This window comes from Burkholderia sp. IO2, assembly GCF_029522185.1.
Lineage (GTDB): Bacteria > Pseudomonadota > Gammaproteobacteria > Burkholderiales > Burkholderiaceae > Burkholderia > Burkholderia cenocepacia.
The window spans coordinates 1-18287 of the sequence record NZ_JAKWFH010000063.1; the positions used below are offsets into that span (position 1 = coordinate 1).

General features: G+C 66.4%; 20 protein-coding genes. 12 read left to right on the forward strand and 8 right to left on the reverse strand.

What is annotated here, in order from left to right; translation table 11 throughout:
• Nucleotides 1-275 precede the first annotated feature (275 nt).
• The gene (locus tag MMB92_RS29740; protein WP_006485180.1) at nucleotides 276-509 is read left to right on the forward strand and encodes a hypothetical protein; all 234 of its coding nucleotides are present in this window, start codon (nucleotides 276-278) and stop codon (nucleotides 507-509) included.
• Nucleotides 510-533: 24 nt separating this feature from the next.
• Here the strand turns inward: MMB92_RS29740 and MMB92_RS29745 are convergent, their stop codons facing one another.
• Complete coding sequence (locus MMB92_RS29745) at nucleotides 534-1115, reverse strand: undecaprenyl-diphosphatase (RefSeq protein WP_006485151.1); 582 nt, start codon at nucleotides 1113-1115, stop codon at nucleotides 534-536.
• Between the two features lie 434 nt (nucleotides 1116-1549).
• Here MMB92_RS29745 and MMB92_RS29750 point away from each other — a divergent pair, with 434 nt between their 5' ends.
• From MMB92_RS29750 to MMB92_RS29765, 4 genes are read left to right on the forward strand one after another with little or no spacing between them, the layout of a single operon-like run.
• Entirely contained in the window at nucleotides 1550-2290 is a 741-nt protein-coding gene (locus MMB92_RS29750) for an acetoacetate decarboxylase (protein WP_006485181.1), read from the forward strand.
• Between the two features lie 52 nt (nucleotides 2291-2342).
• Nucleotides 2343-3128, forward strand: a complete 786-nt coding sequence (locus MMB92_RS29755; RefSeq protein ID WP_006485158.1) for a 3-hydroxybutyrate dehydrogenase — start codon at nucleotides 2343-2345, stop codon at nucleotides 3126-3128.
• A complete protein-coding gene (locus MMB92_RS29760) occupies nucleotides 3125-4342 on the forward strand; it encodes a patatin-like phospholipase family protein (RefSeq protein ID WP_006496219.1) in 1218 nt (405 codons plus the stop codon). The genes MMB92_RS29755 and MMB92_RS29760 overlap by 4 nt, the downstream gene beginning before the upstream one ends.
• Nucleotides 4343-4402: 60 nt before the next feature.
• Nucleotides 4403-4867, forward strand: a complete 465-nt coding sequence (locus MMB92_RS29765; protein ID WP_084751085.1) for a hypothetical protein — start codon at nucleotides 4403-4405, stop codon at nucleotides 4865-4867.
• A gap of 56 nt (nucleotides 4868-4923) precedes the next feature.
• On the opposite strand, the gene MMB92_RS29770 is transcribed toward MMB92_RS29765, so the two are convergent.
• Nucleotides 4924-5808: a LysR family transcriptional regulator gene (locus MMB92_RS29770; protein WP_006485167.1), complete on the reverse strand. Its 885-nt coding sequence runs from the start codon at nucleotides 5806-5808 to the stop codon at nucleotides 4924-4926.
• Nucleotides 5809-5929: 121 nt separating this feature from the next.
• Between MMB92_RS29770 and argC the strand changes: the two genes are divergently transcribed.
• On the forward strand, nucleotides 5930-6871 hold the full coding sequence (gene argC / locus MMB92_RS29775; RefSeq protein ID WP_006485160.1) for an N-acetyl-gamma-glutamyl-phosphate reductase: 942 nt from the start codon (nucleotides 5930-5932) through the stop codon (nucleotides 6869-6871).
• Nucleotides 6872-6936: 65 nt separating this feature from the next.
• Here argC and MMB92_RS29780 read toward each other — a convergent pair whose 3' ends face one another.
• A complete protein-coding gene (locus tag MMB92_RS29780) occupies nucleotides 6937-7860 on the reverse strand; it encodes a LysR substrate-binding domain-containing protein (protein WP_006485150.1) in 924 nt (307 codons plus the stop codon).
• Between the two features lie 115 nt (nucleotides 7861-7975).
• Between MMB92_RS29780 and MMB92_RS29785 the strand changes: the two genes are divergently transcribed.
• Entirely contained in the window at nucleotides 7976-9061 is a 1086-nt protein-coding gene (locus tag MMB92_RS29785) for a tartrate dehydrogenase (protein ID WP_048987622.1), read from the forward strand.
• 463 nt (nucleotides 9062-9524) lie between these two features.
• Here MMB92_RS29785 and MMB92_RS29790 read toward each other — a convergent pair whose 3' ends face one another.
• Nucleotides 9525-10004: a nuclear transport factor 2 family protein gene (locus MMB92_RS29790; RefSeq protein ID WP_006485164.1), complete on the reverse strand. Its 480-nt coding sequence runs from the start codon at nucleotides 10002-10004 to the stop codon at nucleotides 9525-9527.
• Between the two features lie 64 nt (nucleotides 10005-10068).
• Nucleotides 10069-10674 (reverse strand): TetR/AcrR family transcriptional regulator, encoded by a 606-nt coding sequence (locus MMB92_RS29795; RefSeq protein ID WP_060211085.1) that lies wholly within the window; start codon nucleotides 10672-10674, stop codon nucleotides 10069-10071.
• Nucleotides 10675-10856: 182 nt separating this feature from the next.
• Here MMB92_RS29795 and MMB92_RS29800 point away from each other — a divergent pair, with 182 nt between their 5' ends.
• Together MMB92_RS29800 and MMB92_RS29805 are read left to right on the forward strand one after the other, a co-directional pair.
• Complete coding sequence (locus MMB92_RS29800; RefSeq protein ID WP_060211084.1) at nucleotides 10857-11495, forward strand: GNAT family N-acetyltransferase; 639 nt, start codon at nucleotides 10857-10859, stop codon at nucleotides 11493-11495.
• Nucleotides 11492-11908: a hypothetical protein gene (locus MMB92_RS29805; protein WP_006493628.1), complete on the forward strand. Its 417-nt coding sequence runs from the start codon at nucleotides 11492-11494 to the stop codon at nucleotides 11906-11908. The genes MMB92_RS29800 and MMB92_RS29805 overlap by 4 nt, the downstream gene beginning before the upstream one ends.
• A gap of 397 nt (nucleotides 11909-12305) precedes the next feature.
• Here the strand turns inward: MMB92_RS29805 and tdh are convergent, their stop codons facing one another.
• Entirely contained in the window at nucleotides 12306-13334 is a 1029-nt protein-coding gene (gene tdh, locus MMB92_RS29810; RefSeq protein ID WP_006480187.1) for an L-threonine 3-dehydrogenase, read from the reverse strand.
• Nucleotides 13335-13347: 13 nt separating this feature from the next.
• The gene (locus tag MMB92_RS29815) at nucleotides 13348-14547 is read right to left on the reverse strand and encodes a glycine C-acetyltransferase (RefSeq protein ID WP_006496225.1); all 1200 of its coding nucleotides are present in this window, start codon (nucleotides 14545-14547) and stop codon (nucleotides 13348-13350) included.
• Between the two features lie 158 nt (nucleotides 14548-14705).
• Here MMB92_RS29815 and MMB92_RS29820 point away from each other — a divergent pair, with 158 nt between their 5' ends.
• The 3 genes from MMB92_RS29820 (at nucleotide 14706) to MMB92_RS29830 (ending at nucleotide 16958) form a co-directional block, all read left to right on the forward strand.
• A complete protein-coding gene (locus tag MMB92_RS29820) occupies nucleotides 14706-15317 on the forward strand; it encodes an XRE family transcriptional regulator (RefSeq protein WP_006496226.1) in 612 nt (203 codons plus the stop codon).
• 141 nt (nucleotides 15318-15458) lie between these two features.
• Nucleotides 15459-15836: a DUF2471 family protein gene (locus MMB92_RS29825; protein WP_006485149.1), complete on the forward strand. Its 378-nt coding sequence runs from the start codon at nucleotides 15459-15461 to the stop codon at nucleotides 15834-15836.
• 102 nt (nucleotides 15837-15938) lie between these two features.
• On the forward strand, nucleotides 15939-16958 hold the full coding sequence (locus MMB92_RS29830) for a tyrosine-type recombinase/integrase (protein ID WP_006485171.1): 1020 nt from the start codon (nucleotides 15939-15941) through the stop codon (nucleotides 16956-16958).
• Between the two features lie 136 nt (nucleotides 16959-17094).
• Here the strand turns inward: MMB92_RS29830 and MMB92_RS29835 are convergent, their stop codons facing one another.
• Nucleotides 17095-18276 carry a DNA-binding protein gene (locus tag MMB92_RS29835; protein WP_006485168.1) on the reverse strand — a complete coding sequence of 394 codons (1182 nt, stop codon included), beginning with the start codon at nucleotides 18274-18276 and terminating at the stop codon, nucleotides 17095-17097.
• Nucleotides 18277-18287: the final 11 nt, after the last annotated feature.

Below are 18287 nucleotides of genomic sequence, written 5' to 3' on the forward strand. Positions count from 1 at the left end.
CCAGCACGGCAACCGTGCGTTTTGTACTCAGTCACGGGCTCCAACACCCAAGCGCGGGGCAAACTGCACGGTCTCGTCTGGCTACCACCAGACTTTACCGTACTGGTCAGTACTGAACATACAAGCGGGGCGGATACCGCTCGACCGGCGGCTGAAACAATCGTGGCGTCGGCGCAGCAGCGGGCTTGGCACCGGCATCGCGGCGGGTATATATGTATGTCTGCGACGCCGCTGTCGGGCGACAGCCGCCGCAGCCCGCCCAGGAGCGCCCGGTCATGACAAAAGAAAGCCACGCTTCGCCTTTCCTTCGCCACCTGAAGATCGCCGGTTATTGCGGCCTCGCCGCGGTCGTCCTCGCGCTGTTCGTCGCGATGTGCGCGATCCTGAAGGAAAGCGCCCTCGACCGCGATGCCGCGCGGCATCCGGCCGATACGCCTGAACTGCACGATGCGGGCGGCAGCCCGTCCGCCTCGGCCGAATCGGCCCGCACATCCGGCTCGTCCGGCTGACGGCGTTCCGCCGCTTCCTTCTGCTTACGGCGCCTGCCGGCGCCCCATCACGACCGCATGCACCGAATCGCCGAGCCGTTCGAGCAGCGCGGTCACGCGTTGCCCGTACAGGTGCGCGGCCAGCGCGCCCACCGTGCCGACCAGCACCCCGCCCGCCATGTCGAACGGCCAGTGCACGCCCGCATAGACGCGCCCCCATGCGATCGCCACGGCCATCGCGGCCATCACGAAACCGGTGACCCGCGTCGTGCCGCCGAGCAGCAGGCCGACCGCCATGCTCCACGCGAACGTCATGTGATCGCTCGGAAACGAACTGTCCGGCGCGTGCGGAATCAGCTGCGTGCCGACGCCGGCCATGAACGGGCGCGGCGAGAACCAGACATGCCCGAGCATCTGCGCGAGCACGAGCGCCACGCAGACGCCGACGCCGGCTTCGATCGCCTGGTGCCGCGCGGGGCGTGCGCCGAAGATCCAGGTCAGCAGCAGCATCGCGGGCAGCGCATAGACGAGCCAGTCGGCGGCGAAGATCGCGAGGCGGGCAACGCCCGGGTGCGGTGCACCGCCGGCGTTGATGGCGGAAAAGAGGGCGAGATTGAGGTTCTGCATGAATCCGGTTGCGTGGGGCGTCAAGGATCGGCCGGTTGCCCGGCCGGAGTCGAACGATGCTAGAGCGTCGCCGCTTAAGCGGTGCTTAATGCGGCAGCCGCCCGGACAAGGCCCGCGCGGCGAACGCACTTAGAGCCTGCACTGCAACACAAGTTCACACAATTGTCATATTCCCGCGCGACCGTTTCCCGTAAAGGCTCACCCTCTCTCCCGTAAAGACTCACCCTTTTCACACGATGGCGTCATCGATGCGTGCGACCATGGCCCGGCCGGCACGCCGTCCAGGCCGTTTGTCTCATTCATCTCAATATTTACGCCGCAAATTATTCGAAATCGGCAACAATTAATTCCAGATGCGGCATCGCACAACGGCAACGCACAGGCATACGATTACGTCCACTCATCCACGAAGCGATCAACAACAAGGAGTCCGCATGAAACCCAGCGATGTCCGATCGAAAGCGTTTGCGATGCCGTTGACCAGCCCTGCGTTCCCGATGGGCCCGTACCGTTTCGTCGATCGTGAGTTTCTGATCATCACGTACCGCACCGATCCGGACCGCCTCCGTGAAATCGTCCCCGAGCCGCTGCAGGTCACCGAGCCGCTCGTCCACTACGAATTCATTCGCATGGCCGATTCGACCGGCTTCGGCGATTACACCGAAAGCGGCCAGGTGATCCCGGTCGAATACAACGGTCAGGCGGGCGGCTATACGCTCGCGATGTATCTCGACGATCATCCGCCGATCGCCGGCGGCCGCGAGCTATGGGGCTTCCCGAAGAAGCTCGCGTCGCCCACGCTGCACGTGAACACCGATCACATCCTGGGCACGCTCGACTACGGCAAGGTGCGCGTCGCGACCGGCACGATGGGCTACAAGCACAAGGAACTCGACATCGACGAGCAGACGAAGCGGCTCGCCGGCCCCAATTTCCTGCTGAAGATCATCCCGCACGTCGACGGCACCGCGCGCGTCTGCGAACTGGTGCGCTATTACATGCAGGACATCAAGATGAAGGGCGCATGGACGGGCCCCGCATCGCTGGAGCTGGCGCCGCACGCGCTCGCGCCGGTGGCCGATCTGCCGGTGCTCGAGATCGTCGAGGCGCGCCACCTCGTCGCGGATTTGACGCTGGGCCTCGGCGAAGTCGTCTACGATTACCTGGCTCAGTAACACGTCCGCAGTCCTTTCTCCCTGTCAATCCTTTCACCACGGGAATTCGAACATGAGCAACCTGAATGGCAAGACCGCAGTCGTCACGGGCGCCGCGAGCGGCATCGGCAAGGAAATCGCACTGGAGCTCGCCAAGGCAGGCGCGGCCGTCGCGATCGCCGACCTGAACCAGGACGGCGCGAACGCGGTCGCCGACGAGATCAACAAGGCGGGCGGCAAGGCGATCGGCGTCGCGATGGACGTGACCAACGAGGAAGCCGTGAACACCGGCATCGACAAGGTGGCCGAAGCGTTCGGCTCGGTCGACATCCTCGTGTCGAATGCGGGCATCCAGATCGTCAACCCGATCGAGAACTACTCGTTCGCCGACTGGAAGAAGATGCAGGCGATCCACGTGGACGGCGCGTTCCTGACGACGAAGGCCGCGCTCAAGCATATGTACAAGGACGATCGCGGCGGCGTCGTGATCTACATGGGTTCGGTGCACTCGCACGAAGCGTCGCCGCTGAAGTCGGCGTACGTGACGGCCAAGCACGGTCTGCTCGGCCTGGCGCGCGTGCTGGCGAAGGAAGGCGCGAAGCACAACGTGCGCTCGCACGTCGTGTGTCCGGGCTTCGTGCGCACGCCGCTGGTCGACAAGCAGATTCCGGAGCAGGCGAAGGAGCTCGGCATCAGCGAAGAGGAAGTGATCAAGAAGGTGATGCTCGGCAACACGGTCGACGGCGTGTTCACGACGGTGCAGGACGTCGCGCAGACGGTGCTGTTCCTGTCGGCGTTCCCGAGCGCCGCGCTCACGGGCCAGTCGTTCATCGTCAGCCACGGCTGGTTCATGCAATGAAGCCGCACGCCCGCACCGAAAAGCAGGCCGTGGATGCGGCGGACCTGCACCACGAAGCCGGCGCGCCGGCGGCCGCACGGTCGCTGCCGTACGAAACGATCGCGCTCGTCCTGCAGGGCGGCGGCGCGCTCGGCGCGTACCAGGCCGGCGTGTTCGAAGGGCTGCACGAGGCGGGCATTCCGCTCGACTGGATCGCGGGCATCTCGATCGGCGCGCTCAACACCGCGCTGATCGCCGGCAATGCGCCCGAGCATCGCGTCGAGCGCCTGCGCGAATTCTGGGAAACGATCTGCCAACCGGCGTTCTTTCCGACGATTCCGGCCGCGTTCGAATTCGCGCTGTTCAACAGCATCGACCAGGTCCGCACGTTCTTCACCGCGTCGCAGGCCGCCAGCGCGATGATGCAGGGCCAGCAGGGCTTCTTCGTGCCGCGCTTTCCGCCGCCGCTGCCGGGCGTGTCCGACCATCCTGAAAAAATCAGCTGGTACGACACGTCGGCGCTGCGCGCGACGCTGCTGAAACTGTGCGATTTCGACCGGATCAATTCGGGCGAGACGCGCGTGTCGGTCGGCGCGGTCAACGTCGGCACCGGCAACTTCGTGTACTTCGACAACTCGCGCATCCGCCTCGCGCCCGAGCATTTCATGGCGTCCGGTGCGCTGCCGCCCGCATTCCCGCCCGTCGAGATCGACGGCGAGTATTACTGGGACGGCGGTGTCGTGTCGAACACGCCGCTGATGGAAGTGCTCCGCGCCCGGCCGCGCCGCGACACGCTCGCGTTCCAGGTCGATCTGTGGAGCGCGCGCGGGCCGCTGCCGCGCACGATGGCCGACGTCGCCGAGCGCACGAAGGACGTGCAGTACTCGAGCCGCACGCGTTTCGTCACCGACACGCTGCAGCGCGAACAGCGCTACCGCAACGTGCTGCGCCACGTGCTCGAACAGGTGCCGGAAGAGCAGCGCAAGAACGACCCGTGGTGCGTCGAGGCCGAAGCGATGTCGAGCGGGAAGAAGTACAACATCCAGCATCTGATCTATCAGCAGAAGGCGTACGAGCATCACTACAAGGACTATCAGTTCGGTCTGTCGACGATGCGCGACCACTGGTCCGCGGGTCTCGACGACATCCGCAAGACGCTCGCGGTGAAGGACGGCCTCGCGCTGCCCGTCAACGACGCGGGCTTCGTCACGCACGACATTCACCGCCGCCGGTAATGCCGTGTGCAACGGGCCGGCATGCTGCATGCGCCGGCCCGTCCTCCTTTCCGATTCGACATGCCGATTTTCATTGCGCTATTCGCGCTCATCGCCCTCGGATGGGGCGCCGTTCACCTGTTTCACGTCATCGCCGCGCAGTTCGGCCAGCCGGTCGCGATCGCGGCCGCCGTGCTGGCCGCCGCGCTCCTGGTCGCGCTGATCGCGTGGTGGCTCAAGCGTCGCCGCGACATCGCACCGAACACGAAGGAAGAAGGCTGGACGCACGTCGTGCATCGCGCGTGGGGCGAGTTGCGCGTGTCCGCGACGCAAGGGCTGCTGTGGCTGTCGCATGACGGCGCGGACGGCCGCTATACGCTGTCGCAGCTCGACGGCTGCGAGGCCGCGCCGATCGACGGCCGCTGGCATCTCGTCGTGCGCGTGCGCGACGCCGTGCGCGACGAATGGAAGCTGCCGATGATGGACAAGCGCGACGCACAGCGCTGGGCGCGCGTGCTCACGCTGGCGAAGGACAACCGGCTCTGAATCTGAACGCGCGTGCGGGCCGCATGGCTCGCACGGGCCGATCGCACAATGATCGGCTATCGCGCACCGAGCGCCCACAGCGCGTCGAGCACGTGCTGCGTCGCCCGTTCGACCGGGCCGGCACGATGGGCAATCCCCAGCTCGCGCCACAACGCCGGCCGTAGCGGCCGCATGACGATGCGCGCATCCGGCAGCGGGGCACCCGCCTCGTGCGGCAGCAGCGTCGCGCCGTACCCCGCGGCGACCAAGCTCTTGATCGCATCGTTGTAGTTCAGTTCGATCCGCGGCTCGGGCCGATGACCGCCGAGCGCGAACCATTCGGTCGTGAGCCGCGACAGGCGCGTCGTCGCATCGTTGAGGATCAGCGGCCGCGCGGCCAGATACGCAGGCGTTACACGGGCCGGAAGCGGCCAGTCCGCAGGCAGGAAAGCCATCACCGGATCGCGGCGCCACGGCCGGATCGACAGCCCCGCGACCGGCGCCTGCGGCAGCGCAACCAGCCCGACATCGAGCGTGCCTTGTGCAATGCGCGCCAGCGTGTCCTGCGACGTGAGCACCGCGATCTGCACGTCGATATCCGGATGCTGCGCGCGCAATCCGGCCACCGCCTGCGGCAACAGATGCGCGATCGCGCCGGTCGATGCGCCGAGCCGGACGCGCCCGCTCAACCCCTGCACCTGTCGCTGCACGTCGTCCAGCGTGGCTTCGACCTCGGCCAGCAGGCGCCGCGCCCGCTCCACCAGCACTTCGCCGATCACCGACGGGCGCACGTTGCCGCGTGTGCGCGATAGCAGCGGCGCGCCGACGCGGCTTTCCAGCTCGGCGACATGCAGACTGACGGTCGGCGGGGCGAGGTGAAGCCATTGCGCCGCCGCCACGAAGGAACCCTGGTCCGCGATCGCGACCAGCGTACGGAGGCGGTCCAGACTGATCTCGCGCATCGCATCCCTCTCGTTCAGGAAAGCTGAATCATACGATCAGCAAATTCAACTTTTCCTATTCTAGGCGTTCGGTGGACGATACGGTTTCCCCCGACGACCGAACGCGACGCACACGACCATCATGAGCTTCCCCACTGTCTTCATCGACGGCGACCAGGGCACGACCGGGTTGCAGATTCACGCGCGTCTGCGCGACCGCACCGACGTACGGCTGCTCACGCTTCCCGCCGCCGAACGCAAGGACCCCGCGCGCCGCGCCGATGCACTCAACGCGTGCGATATCGCCGTCCTGTGCCTGCCCGACGCGGCCGCGCGCGAAGCGGTCGGCTTCATCCGGAACCCGGCGGTACGCGTGATCGACGCGAGTTCGGCCCATCGCACGCAGCCCGACTGGGTCTACGGCTTTCCCGAGATGGCCGACGGACACGCGCAGGACATCGCACATGCGAAGCGCGTGACCAATCCCGGCTGCTACCCGACCGGCGCGATCGGCCTGCTTCGCCCGCTGCTGCAGGCCGGGCTGCTGCCGCGCGACTACCCGGTGAGCATCCACGCGGTGTCCGGTTACTCGGGTGGCGGCCGGGCGGCCGTCGACGCATTCGAATCGGCCGACGCCGCCACGCCCCCGTTGCCGCTGCAGGTGTACGGCCTCGCGCTCGAACACAAGCACGTGCCCGAGATCCGGCAGCATGCGGGCCTCGCGCACCGCCCGTTCTTCGTGCCGGCCTACGGTGCCTATCGGCAAGGCATCGTGCTGACCATTCCGATCGAGCTGCGTCTGCTTCCGGCCGGCGTGACCGGTGAGCGGCTGCATGCGTGTCTCGCGCACCACTACGCGGACGCGCGCCACGTCGACGTGACACCGCTCGCGGACGCCGCCGCGGCAACACATCTCGATCCGCAAGCGCTGAACGGCACCAATGATCTGCGGCTCGGCGTGTTCGTCAACGAAGCGCGCGGCCAGGTGCTGCTGTCCGCGGTGTTCGACAATCTCGGCAAAGGCGCATCCGGCGCGGCCGTGCAGAATCTCGACTTGATGCTCGGTGCGTCGAGCGCCGCGTAACGCGCCCGCAGGCGCCGTCGACGGCGCCTGCGCACGCCCCCGTAAAAGCTCACCTTTAGCCGGTTTCAGGCCGTATCGTCGCTCGCGACGGCATTCAGGCCGGCCAGCGTCTCCACCAGGAAATCCACGCACACGCGTACCTTCGCCGACGCCGCGACGCGTTCCGGATACACGGCCCAGATGTTCGCGGGCTGAAGCGCGTCCGGCAGCACGCGGCACAACGCGCCGCGTTCGATCAGCGGCCCGGCCTCCCAGATCGAGCGCAGCACGATGCCGCGCCCGGCCAGCGCCCATTGCACGGCCACCTCGCCATGGTTCGTCGACAGTGCGCCGCCGACCTTCACCGTGGCCGTTTCGCCGCGCACGGTCAGCCGCCATACGCCGAACGGATGATCGCGCTCCTTGATCGCGAGACAGTCGTGCGAGGCGAGATCGGCCAGCGAGCGCGGCGTTCCGCGGCGGGCCAGATAGTCGGGCGACGCGCACAGCACGCGATGGTTCGTGGCGAGGCGGCGCGCGATCAGGTGATCGGCGATCTCGTCGCCGATGCGCACGTCGAGGTCGTAGCCTTCGCCGGCCACGTCGACGAGCCGGTCGAACAGATCGAGCCGCACGTTCAACTGCGGATAGCGCGCGCTGAAGTCGAGCAGCGCCGGCGCGACGACGTGCCGGCCGAAGCCGAAGCTGCTCGACAGGCGCAGCGTGCCGCGCGGCACCGTGCGCGTGGTCGACACGTCCTCGACGAGATGATCGACGTCGTCGAGAATCTTCTCCGCGCGCGCGAACACGCGTTCGCCGGCTTCGGTGACCGTCATGCGGCGTGTCGAGCGATGCAGCAGGCGCGTGCCGAGCTGCGCCTCGAGCATCGCGATGCGCTTGCTGACGTACGCGGGCGATACCGCGAGCTGCTCGGCGGCCGCGCTGAAGCTCGCGAGGCGGACGACCAGGCTGAACACGCGCAGGTCGTCAAGGTTCGGCGATTTATTCACGATTCGTGGAAAGTCGATTAACTTTTGCGTGATTTTAATCCGGATGGAAATAAATAGAATGACGTGACGGGCCGTTGCCTTCCCGGCAGCTGGCCGACCAGCCAAGGAGATTTGCATGACCGACAGGACTTACAGGATTGCCGTGATCCCCGGCGACGGCATCGGCCGCGAAGTGATGCCCGAGGGGCTGCGCGTGCTCGCCGCCGTGACCGCGCGCTTCGGCGTGCGCTTCGACTTCGTCGAGATCGACTGGGCGAGCTGCGACTACTACGCGCGGCACGGCAAGATGATGCCGGACGACTGGAAAGCGCAGCTGTCGGACATGGATGCGATCCTGTTCGGCGCGGTCGGCTGGCCGGCGACCGTGCCCGATCACATTTCGCTGTGGGGCTCGCTGCTGAAATTCCGCCGCGAATTCGACCAGTACATCAACCTGCGGCCCGCGCGCCTGTTCGACGGCGTGCCGTCGCCGCTCGCCGGCCGCCGCGCCGGCGACATCGATTTCATGATCGTGCGCGAGAACACCGAGGGCGAATATTCGTCGGTGGGCGGCACGATGTTCGAAGGCACCGAACGCGAAGTCGTGATGCAGCAGTCGATCTTCACGCGGCACGGCACCGAGCGCGTGCTGAAATTCGCGTTCGAGCTCGCGCAGCGGCGCGCGAAGCGCTTGACCGTCGCGACGAAAAGCAACGGCATCGCGATCAGCATGCCGTGGTGGGACGCGCGCGCGGCCGAGATGGCCGAACGCTATCCGGAAATCGCGGTCGACAAGCAGCACATCGACATCCTGTGCGCGCGCTTCGTGCTGCAACCGGACCGCTTCGACGTCGTCGTCGCGTCGAACCTGTTCGGCGACATCCTGTCGGATCTCGGGCCGGCGTGTACGGGCACGATCGGCATCGCGCCGTCGGCGAACCTGAACCCCGACCGCACGTTCCCGTCGCTGTTCGAACCCGTGCACGGTTCCGCACCCGACATCGCGGGGCAATACATCGCGAATCCGGTCGCGATGATCTGGTCGGCGGCGATGATGCTCGACTTCCTCGGCAACGGCACGGGCCGCGAACGCGACGCGCACGATGCGATCGTCGCCGCCATCGAGGACGTGCTGCGCACGGGGCCGCATACCCGCGATCTCGGCGGCCATGCAGGCACGCAGGAAGTAGGCGAGGCGATCGCCGCGCGGGTTGCCGGTTGAGGGGCGCGTCCGGCGTTCGCGCCGGGCGGCACTGCGTGAATAGTCTGCGGTGAGCGGCACGCGATGCGGTTGCGCACTTGTGCAGACTCCGCCGATACGTCGCGGTGAAGTCGAGCGGTGAGCGACGGCACATCGCAACGCGCACTGTTTGCGCGGATCTTCGTTGACGTCGAAATCAATTCGATCGGTGAGTTGCACGTCGCGCTCGCACCCACCGATCGTCAACACACGTTCGCTTCGACGCGATCGGTGAGATGCATCACGCGACGACGCACACCGCAGCACGTCGAGACGTCCGCCGCTTCATCGGGCGCAAGGCCGCGTCGACCGGGTCGAAGCACACAGTCCGACGCAGCATTTCACCTCGTCCCGAAAAATCTCACCTTCAACGGACGGCTCCCGAATTTCCTCACCATTGAACCGCGGGGACGCGTTCGCCGCTCCGTTGAGCGCGTGCGCGGCATCACAGCCCGAGGTCGGACAGCCCCGGATGATCGTCCGGACGACGACCAAGCGGCCAGTGATAAAGGCGGTCCGCCTCGCGAATCGGCAGATCATTGATGCTCGCGTGGCGATGCGCCATCAGGCCGTTCTCGTCGAACGCCCAGTTCTCGTTGCCGTACGAACGGAACCAGTTACCCGCATCGTCATGCCACTCGTACGCAAAACGCACCGCGATGCGATTGCCGTCGAACGCCCACAGCTCCTTGATCAGCCGGTAGTCGAGTTCGCGCGCCCACTTCCGCTGCAGCAGCCCGACGATCTCGTCGCGGCCCGTCACGAATTCCGCGCGATTGCGCCAGCGGCTTTGCGGCGTATAGGCGAGCGACACGCGTTGCGGGTCGCGCGTGTTCCACGCGTCCTCGGCGGCGCGCACTTTCTGGCGCGCCGTGTCGAGCGTGAAGGGCGGAACGGGCGGACGAACTTCGGGGGAAGCGGACATGGGTTGCTCCTGTTCAGGGTTGTGGCCGCGAACGCACGCAGCCGGTACGGGTTCGCTGCGTCGGCTACCGCGCTACGGCATCGAGCAGCAGTTCGGCCGTCGCGCGCGCATCGCGCGCGGCGTTTGCATCGCCACTGACGAGCGCCACGCCGATCGCGCCGTCGATCAACACGAGCCACTGACGCGCGATGCGCGCGAGCCCGCGGCGCTCGATGCCGGTTTCGTCGGCACAGGCGTCGAAGCGCTCGCGCACGAACGCCAGCAGACGCGCCTTGTGCATGCGGGCAACGACGCGCACGGGATCGTCGGCGTCGGGTATCTCGCCCGCCGTATTCAGGAACGCGCAGCCGTGAAAGTCCGGCTGCCCGAACCAGTCGCGCAGCACGTCGAACATGCCGAGCAGTTGCGCGCGCGGCGTCTTGCCGCGCGCCAGCGTGGCGTCGACGAACCAGCGCATCCAGCGCTCGTCGCGACGTTCGAGCGCGGCGACCACCAGCGCCTCTTTCGATTCGAAATGCGAATAAAAGCTCTTTCGTGCCGCGCCGGATCGCTTGACGATCGCATCGACGCCGGTCGCATGGATGCCGCCCGAATAGATCAGCGCTTCGGCTGCGTCGAGCAGCCGGTCGCGCACGCCCGGTTCGCCGGAGGAGTCGAGAAGTGTGTTCATGGGTTTACGGTAGAACGATCGTTCTCCGGCGTCAACCTTCATGTGAAAAGCCCTGCCGGCGAGAGGGCCTCGTCGGGTCCTGGCGGAGACGTCGAGGCCGGCCGCGTTTACGACATTTTTTCTTGAAGCGGCGACGCGACGCTCACTACACTTCGGTCACCCTGTCTGGGCGAAAGGACATCATGCAGCGACCGGAATCCGCGCGCCCCGCGCGCGCCTATGCGGCTTATGCGAAGCGGCTCGACCGCCGCGTCATCGTGCGGCGCTTCGACCCGCGCAGCGATTCGTACGACACGCTGACCGCGCTGCTGCATCGCGCGTTCGCGCCGCTCGGCGCCTTGGGCTTCAATTGCCCGTGCGTCGATCAGCCGGCCGCGGCGACGCGCGAACGCGTGCTGACCGGCGAGTGCTTCGTCGCACTCGGCAACGCGCATCTGGTCGCGACGATGACGATGCGCTCGCACGATCCCGATTCGCGCTGCGATCCGTATCGCAGCCGGCGCGTCGCGACGCTCGAGCAGCTGGCCGTCGATCCGGTCTGGCAGGATCGCGGCATCGGCCGCGCGCTGCTCGCATTCGCGCAACGTCGTGCCGCCGCGCGCGGCGCGACGCATCTCGCGCTCGACGCGCCGTACGCGGCGGCTCGGCTCATCGCGTTCTATCGTCGCGACGGATTTCAGCCGGTCGACGTGGTGCGCTTTCCGGGGCACAACTACGACAGCACGATCCTGTGCAAGGCCGTCGGCGGCGCCGACGGCAGCACGCGCGCGCACGGCACGATGCAGATCGACGTCGCGCGGCAAGCCGGTGCGGCATCGTGAAACCCGATGTGCGCAAGCGCGATGACGACGACGATCGCGCACGGCTCGCCATCCGGCAGGCACGCGTGCGGGCGGCGCTAAGGCTGCGTGGCGTGATGAAGCTGACGATCGTCACGATCGCGGTGGCGCACGTGTTGACGTTCGCGTTCGAAGGCGTGCTGGCCGCAGCCGGTTTCGCACCGGACGCGGCGGCCGTGCTGCTGTTCCGCTTCGCGACGTGCGCGCTCGTGAGCTTCTGGCTGCAGGCGGATGCGTTGCGCGCGTACCGGTACGCGGCGCAACACGGGTTCGTCACGGCTCCCGGCGCGCATGGCGATCCGCTCGACGTTGCGCCGCAGTGTCCGAAGCGCTGGCTCGTCGTGTTGAGCCTTCAGCTCGACCCGCGCGGATCGAATGGTGAACGGATCAAGTAGCGGTCGGCGCACCGATCGAAGCCGATCGCCCGCGCATCAGTGAGTCGCAACGCGGGGTGCGGCTCACGGTTGAGGTTTCGGTTCGGCATGATGTCGCATAGGGTGGCGGGCGAACGCGTGCACGCCAAGCGAAGCGGGGAACTGCGGGGAAGTGGAGAAACAGGCGCCGGATGGCGTGACGGGAGAGAAGCGAAGCAGCTGCCGACCGGTGAAGCGAACGTGCAATTGCCGGTCACCGATGCGGGATCGTGCGGCGATTCGGCACGCAAACACAGCTCCCGAATAATCTCACCTCAAGCGCTGCGTCACGCGTTTCGACGTGTGACGGTGCGCGTGCAAACGAAAACGGGGCAGGCGGCGATCGCGCCGCGCTGCCCCGTCTCGACACTCAGTCGACTCAGACGGTCCAGTCGAGAATCACCTTGCCGCTTTCGCCGGACAGCATCGCGGCGAAGCCTTGCTCGTAATCGTCGGCCGCGAAGCGGTGCGTGATGATCGGCGACAGGTCGAGGCCGCTCTGCAGCATCGCGACCATCTTGTACCAGGTCTCGAACATCTCGCGGCCGTAGATGCCCTTGATCTCGAGCCCCTTGAAGATCACCTGGTTCCAGTCGATCGCCGTCTGCGCGGGCGGGATGCCGAGCAGCGCAACCTTGCCGCCGTGGTTCATCGCCTCGAGCAGGCTCGTGAACGCGCTCGGCACGCCCGACATCTCGAGACCGACGTCGAAGCCTTCGGTCATGTGCAGGTCGGCCATCACGTCGCGCAGCGACTCGCGCGCGACGTTGACCGCCCGCGTCGCGCCCATCTTGCGCGCGAGCTCGAGCCGATAGTCGTTGATATCGGTGATGACGACGTTGCGCGCGCCGACGTGCTTCGCGATCGCGACGGCCATGATGCCGATCGGGCCGGCGCCGGTGATCAGCACGTCCTCGCCGACGAGGTTGAACGACAACGCCGTGTGCGTCGCGTTGCCGAACGGATCGAAGATCGACGCGAGATCGTCGGAAATCTCCGGCGGAATCTTGAACGCGTTGAATGCCGGAATCGCCAGGTATTCGGCGAACGCGCCTTCGCGGTTCACGCCGACGCCCACCGTGTTGCGGCACAGATGCCGGCGCCCGGCGCGACAGTTGCGGCAGAAACCGCACGTGATGTGACCTTCGCCGGACACGCGATCGCCGATCGCGAAGCCGCGCACTTCCTGCCCCATCTCGACGATCTCGCCGACGTATTCGTGGCCGACGTGCATCGGCACCGGAATCGTCTTCTGCGCCCAGTCGTCCCACTTCCAGATATGGATGTCGGTGCCGCAGATCGCCGTGCGGCGGATCTTGATCAGCACGTCGTTGTGGCCGACTTCGGGGCGCTTCACCCGCGTGAGCGTGAGGCCGGGGCCGCGTTCGAGCTTTGCCAGTGCTTTCATGGTCGCGCCTCCGTCAGATGATGCCGAGCGACTTGCCGACGCGCACGAACGCGGCGACCGTCTGGTCGATCTGCTCGGGCGTATGCGCGGCGCTCATCTGCGTACGGATGCGCGCACGGCCGCGCGGCACGACGGGGAACGAGAAGCCGATCACGTAGACGCCTTCGCCGAGCAGCCTGTCGGCCATGTTCGTCGCGAGCTGCGCGTCGCCGAGCATCACCGGGATGATCGGATGCGCGCCGGGCACGAGCGTGAAGCCGGCTTCGGTCATCTGCTTGCGGAATCGCGCGCCGTTCTCGCGCACGCGCTCGCGCAGCTTCGCGCCTTCGTCGCTGCCGAGCAGTTCCAGCACCTTCAGCGACGCCGCGGCGATGCTCGGCGTGAGCGTGTTCGAGAACAGATATGGACGCGAGCGCTGGCGCAGCAGCTCGATCACCTCGCGACGCGCGGCGACATAACCGCCCGAGGCGCCGCCGAGCGCCTTGCCGAGCGTGCCCGTGATGATGTCGACGCGGCCTTCGACGCCGCAGTGTTCGGGCGTGCCGCGGCCGTGCGTGCCGATGAAGCCGACCGCATGCGAATCGTCGACCATCACCAGTGCGCCGTAGCGATCGGCGAGATCGCAGATGCCTTTGAGATCGGCGATGATGCCGTCCATCGAGAACACGCCGTCGGTGGCGATCAGCTTGTGCCGCGCGCCCGCGGCATCGGCTTCCTTGAGCTTCGCCTCGAGGTCGGCGAGATCGTTGTTCTTGTAGCGGAAACGCTTCGCCTTGCACAGGCGAATGCCGTCGATGATGCTCGCGTGGTTCAGCTCGTCGCTGATCACTGCGTCGTTCTCGTCGAGCAATGTTTCGAACAGGCCGCCGTTCGCGTCGAAGCAGCTCGAATAGAGGATGCTGTCCTCGGTGCCGAGAAACGCGGCCAGCGCGCTTTCCAGTTGCTTGTGGACGGTTTGCGTGCCGCAGATGAAGCGCACCGATGCCATGCCGAAGCCGTCCTGGTCGAGGCCGGCCTTCGCCGCGTCGAGCAGGCGCGGATCGTTCGCCAGACCCAGATAGTTGTTCGCGCAGAAATTGAGCACGCCGGCACCGCCGGCGAGCCGCACGGCTGCCGCCTGGGGACTCGCGATCTCGCGCTCGGTCTTGTAAAAACCGTCCGCGCGGATCTGGTCGAGCGTCCCGCGCACCTGGGCGAGAAAGGCATCACGCATCGCAAAGCTCCTGACAGGGATTCGCATTCCGCAGCGCACTGCTCGTGGCGGCGCAACGGCCTGCTACTGTTATAGTCGGTCGTTCGGTTGACCGCACTTATCCGATATTCCGAACTGGAATTCGAAATATCGAACAACTCTAAGCGAACGGAATCCAAATGGCAAGTTCCTCCGGATCGCGGCGCCCGCCCGCCGCAGCCGCCCCGCAACCACCGGCCGCGACCCCGCCGCGCGTGGGCGAGCAGATCCAGCGACTGCGCAACGAGCGCAAGCTGACGCTCGACGACCTGTCGCGCGCGGCCGGCGTATCGAAATCGATGCTCTCCGAGATCGAACGCGACAAGGCCAACCCGACGATCGCCGTCGCGTGGCGGCTGACGAACGCGCTCGGCATCACGCTCGACGAACTGTTCTCGCAGCCGAAGGCGCCCGAGACGATTCGTGTGGACGGCCCGCACGACATTCCGACGCTCGCCGGCCACGACGGCCGGTACCAGCTGCGCGTATGGGGCCCGATCGACCTCGCCGGCAAGTTCGAGTGGTACGAGCTGACGCTGCCCGGCGGCGGCGCACTGGTATCGAACGCGCACGAACCGGGCACGCGCGAACATCTCACCGTGCTGCAGGGCGCGATGGAAATCGAGGCCGCCGCCGCCAGCCGGCGCCTGAAGACGGGCGACACCGCGCGCTACCCGGCCGACGAGCCGCATGCGATCCGCAATCCCGGCAAGGCCGAAGCGCGGGCACTGCTGATCGTGATCCATCGCTGACGGCGCGGATAGTCGGCCAAAAGGCCAATCGCAGGCCTGTTGCGGAAAACACTGTATGTTTGTACAGTATACGGACATTCCGCCATGCACGGGCCGGAGCCGGCGCACCGAGGCGCCCGCCCTGGTCGACAGGAGCCTGCAATGACAGAAGAACAAGATTTGGCCGCGCTCAGCTTCAAGGCTGCCGCGCACGACCTCGAATTGATCGTCCGCCATATCGCCGGGCGCTACATCCGTCAGCGCGTGCCGCTGACGTGGCGCCTGCTGCACGCGATCGAAGCCGAAGCGCTCGCCGATCTCGGCTTTGCGAGCCGGCACGACGCGGGCATGCGCCAGTTGTTCGAACGGCCGTCGGACATGACGTTTCCCGAAACCGACGATCCGATCGACTTCGGGCGCTCGAATGCGCTGCCCGCGGTCTTTTCGTTCGCCGTTCTCGCCTATGAAGCCGCGGCAACGGCGCACGACACCGCGCGTCCCGCGCGCGCGCTGCGCCCGTCCAAGGCGTGGGGAGACTGATGGCCCAGCCCCGGCCGAGCCGCACGGCGGCCGGTTCACCCGTTCGCTGCCCGAGACGTTGCGGAAAGGGCTACCATATACGCAACTAACGGAATTAATACCATGTCCCTTCCCGCCGCTCCCGACACTGCCGCACACCCGGAAGAAAAGGATCTGTTCGACCGCGATGCGTCCGACTGGGTCGCGTCGCCCGAAGCTGCGTTCGACGCATGGCTGGCCATGCAGGACTATCGCCGCTCGTCAGCCGATGTCTATCGCGCACAGTGGGGCGCGTTTCTCGCGTGGATGCGCGCGCATCAAAAGAACCTGGCGACGGTCGATACACCGACCATCGCGAACTTCGTCGGCGAGTTGCCGATCAAGAAAACGCAGCGGATGCGCTATCTCCGGCTGATCGAGCGCGTGCTCGACCATATCCGCCGCACCGAGTACGCGTCGACCAATCCGGCCCGCTTCATTGCTCAGGATGGCGAAGCGAACTGGCGCAAGGCGCGCGACAACGAGCCGACCGGTTTCCTCACGCCGGCAGAGCGCGCGACGTTGCTCGCCTATCTGTTTTCGCCGATCGGCGTATCGGGTTCCGCATACTGGAAGGAGCGTCGCGACCGCGCGCTCGTCGCTGCATTTCTCGGCGCCGGCATCAAAACCGGCGAAGCGCGCTCACTTACGATTAGTTGCATCAATACGAGTGGCACGTCGCTGCGGATCGAGTCGACGCATCCGGATTATTCGCGGGAGACCCATCTGGCCTCGTTTGCGATCGCTTTGCTCGAAGCCTGGCTCACCGAGCGCAAGCGCCAGGAGATTCCGGGAGAACTCGTCTTCCCCGCATCGCATGCCGGGCGACCGATGCACAAGGCGACGATGCTGCGCGCGATCGATGCGATCGTCGAATCGGCCGGGCTCACGTCGTCACGCACCGCGCGCGCCAGCCCGCAAACATTGCGCAACACCTATGCGGCGGAATTGTTCGAGCACGACGTGCCGCCCGAGCGGGTCGGCAAATGGCTGGGCTTCATGCGGCCGATCTCGTCGAATCGCCTGCATCGCGCGTGGAAAAACTGGCGCGACGGGCTGGCCGACCACAACGGTGACGCGTCCGACCGCGACGAAACTCACTGATCGGGAACCGGCTGCTCACGCGAACCGATCCGTGAGCAGCCTTGTGTGGCGCAGCCTCACCGTTTCACAGCTCCCGAAAAATCTCACCTCAAGCTTCCCGGATCATCTCACCTGTGCGGCGCCGCTGGCCTCCCGGTCAGGTGTGCGCAAAACGCGCGACGGCTTCGAAGCGGGACGGCCAGGTGCCGGAAGCGTGCTCGCACTCGGGGCACGCGACTTCAAAACCTTCGTCGCCGTGCGACAGTTCCGGTTCGCCATCGCAATGCGGGCACTGGGTCGGCGCCGGAATCTCGTGATCCAGCGCGGTGCCGATCGCGGCATACGCATCCGCGTCGAGTTGTCCCGCCTCGGCCAGGCGCCGGATCAGCGCGGCGATTTCCGGATTCATTCCGCGGTTCGCGCGCAACGAACTCACGTCACGCGTTGCGCGCTCCAGTTCGTCGCTCTGCGTACGCAGCTGTTCTTCGAGCCGGTCGGCGCGCGCCTTGGCCGAACTCAATTGCTGCAGGAAATCGAACTCCTTGCGCTGGACGTCGCGCAACCCGCTCTGGTAGGTCGACGCCATGCTGCGCAACGAGTCCAGTTCGACCAGCATCGGTTTGACGCGACGCTCGGCTTCGGCCACCGCATCCTTGATTTGCTGCGCATAGTGCTCGGTACGCTGCTGTAATTCGGCTTGCAGCGCATCGATGCGGTCGCGCAGGGCGGCGTTCTGTGCCTGTTCGGCTTCGATCCGGCCGGCAGCCGCGGCCAGTTCCTTTTCCAGTCGTGCGACTGTGGTGAGCAACGTTGCTTCGCTTGCCGAACCGTGAGTCGTTTGCGACGCGAGCTGAACCTCGAGTTCGGTTACCCGCGCCTGCAATTGTTCGTTTCTCGCTTCCCCGCGCGCGAGCGCCCCTTCGAGCGTTTCCTGGCGGACGGTTGCGTCACGCAACCGCTGTTCGGCTTCGGCCATGTCGGCGCGAACCTGCTCGCGGTCGCCATCGAGGCTGTCGCGCGCCGCTTTCAATGCTTCTTCATAGAGTGCGCCCAGCAACGCGCCGGCTTTTTCCTCGACGGCTTTCGGGATCGCCGCGCCGTCCAGCCTGATCTTGGACGCGGAACGAATGCGCTCCCAGAAATGGTCGATGTCTTTCGGGATGTCGCTGGCGCTGCCGGTCTGGGTGAGATCGCGGACGTTGGCGGCCGACGGCCGGATACCGAGATCGAAGAACAAGCGTTTGCACGCATGCAGTGACAGTTCCTGGCGCCGTGCACCGCTTGCGCGCAGCGATTCCAGTTCTTCCCGAATGACTTGACGCATTTCGTCCAGGGTCATGACCACACTCG

Bases quoted from the DNA above. Each gene is read 5' to 3' on its own strand.
- MMB92_RS29740 (WP_006485180.1), top strand. From the start codon at position 276: ATGACAAAAGAAAGCCACGCTTCGCCTTTCCTTCGCCACCTGAAGATC.
- MMB92_RS29745 (WP_006485151.1), bottom strand. From the start codon at position 1,115: ATGCAGAACCTCAATCTCGCCCTCTTTTCCGCCATCAACGCCGGCGGT.
- MMB92_RS29750 (WP_006485181.1), top strand. From the start codon at position 1,550: ATGAAACCCAGCGATGTCCGATCGAAAGCGTTTGCGATGCCGTTGACC.
- MMB92_RS29755 (WP_006485158.1), top strand. From the start codon at position 2,343: ATGAGCAACCTGAATGGCAAGACCGCAGTCGTCACGGGCGCCGCGAGC.
- MMB92_RS29760 (WP_006496219.1), top strand. From the start codon at position 3,125: ATGAAGCCGCACGCCCGCACCGAAAAGCAGGCCGTGGATGCGGCGGAC.
- MMB92_RS29765 (WP_084751085.1), top strand. From the start codon at position 4,403: ATGCCGATTTTCATTGCGCTATTCGCGCTCATCGCCCTCGGATGGGGC.
- MMB92_RS29770 (WP_006485167.1), bottom strand. From the start codon at position 5,808: ATGCGCGAGATCAGTCTGGACCGCCTCCGTACGCTGGTCGCGATCGCG.
- argC (WP_006485160.1), top strand. From the start codon at position 5,930: ATGAGCTTCCCCACTGTCTTCATCGACGGCGACCAGGGCACGACCGGG.
- MMB92_RS29785 (WP_048987622.1), top strand. From the start codon at position 7,976: ATGACCGACAGGACTTACAGGATTGCCGTGATCCCCGGCGACGGCATC.
- MMB92_RS29790 (WP_006485164.1), bottom strand. From the start codon at position 10,004: ATGTCCGCTTCCCCCGAAGTTCGTCCGCCCGTTCCGCCCTTCACGCTC.
- MMB92_RS29795 (WP_060211085.1), bottom strand. From the start codon at position 10,674: ATGAACACACTTCTCGACTCCTCCGGCGAACCGGGCGTGCGCGACCGG.
- MMB92_RS29800 (WP_060211084.1), top strand. From the start codon at position 10,857: ATGCAGCGACCGGAATCCGCGCGCCCCGCGCGCGCCTATGCGGCTTAT.
- tdh (WP_006480187.1), bottom strand. From the start codon at position 13,334: ATGAAAGCACTGGCAAAGCTCGAACGCGGCCCCGGCCTCACGCTCACG.
- MMB92_RS29815 (WP_006496225.1), bottom strand. From the start codon at position 14,547: ATGCGTGATGCCTTTCTCGCCCAGGTGCGCGGGACGCTCGACCAGATC.
- MMB92_RS29820 (WP_006496226.1), top strand. From the start codon at position 14,706: ATGGCAAGTTCCTCCGGATCGCGGCGCCCGCCCGCCGCAGCCGCCCCG.
- MMB92_RS29825 (WP_006485149.1), top strand. From the start codon at position 15,459: ATGACAGAAGAACAAGATTTGGCCGCGCTCAGCTTCAAGGCTGCCGCG.
- MMB92_RS29830 (WP_006485171.1), top strand. From the start codon at position 15,939: ATGTCCCTTCCCGCCGCTCCCGACACTGCCGCACACCCGGAAGAAAAG.
- MMB92_RS29835 (WP_006485168.1), bottom strand. From the start codon at position 18,276: ATGACCCTGGACGAAATGCGTCAAGTCATTCGGGAAGAACTGGAATCG.